Annotated in this window: 1 protein-coding gene; it reads left to right on the top strand. The window is 46.4% G+C overall.

From position 1 onward, the window contains the following. Window positions 1–331 precede the first annotated feature (331 nt). Window positions 332–847, top strand: a 516-nt coding sequence (locus C3B51_RS23140; RefSeq protein ID WP_130246542.1) for a hemagglutinin repeat-containing protein, incomplete at its 3' end; no start/stop codon positions are given.

Here is an 847-nt window from a genome sequence, read left to right as displayed (position 1 = left end):
AAATATTTGATTGCAGGCTTGGATTATAGCTTAGTTAATTTTGAAAAAGAATATAATAATCATAAAAAGGTGGGTTTCTAATTAAAATAGGAGGGAAAGTAAATCTACTGCATTTTGGTATATTAAATCTCTCAGAAAAATAGGCGATGGCAATTCCAAACTGGAATGCTGCTCAAATTTTCCAGAGGCACCCACTCAAAACGGAAAGCTCCTTTTGAGCATTTTGTCGGGTGTCTCTGAGTATACCTGCCATTTTTAACTTGCCCTGCGCACCGGCAGAAACACCTACTTAAGAACCGCCCGCGATTTAAACGTCAATCCAGGGGCAGAAGTGGCGTCAGACGGCGACCTGAACCTGTTTGTTGGCGGCACGCTCAGAAACCACTCCGGCACGCTCAGTGCCGCACAAAATGTGCAGATTATTGCCGGGCAGTATGAACAAAAAACCCTGGTCCACCGCTTTTCTAATCGCTATGAGCAAGGCTCCCGGTTTGGCCAGATAGCATCTGTCAATGGTGAGAATATCAGCATTTACAGTATGGGCGACATTGTTGTTCAGGGTGGTACCATCAATGGCAATAACATCAGCCTGCGTGCCGATGGCAATATTCGACTGCTCTCCCAGCAAACCAGCTATGTAAACAATGCGCCTGTTGGCAAATACGACCACACAAGCAGTGAAATTGAACACCTGACCACCAAGCTCACCGCCAAAGACAGCATCTATTTGATGGCCTCTGGTGCCATTGAGCTTAAAGCCGCAGAGCTGCATGCCGATCAGGGCGTGATTGATATTCTGGCGGGCCAGGGTGTGTATATTCTGAACGAGCTCAATCAGTCACAAAGC

The organism is Pseudoalteromonas rubra, from assembly GCF_004212645.1.
Classification (GTDB): domain Bacteria; phylum Pseudomonadota; class Gammaproteobacteria; order Enterobacterales; family Alteromonadaceae; genus Pseudoalteromonas; species Pseudoalteromonas rubra_G.
Note: the sequence above shows the minus strand (reverse complement) of the source record. Positions and strands in the feature narration are given on the sequence as shown.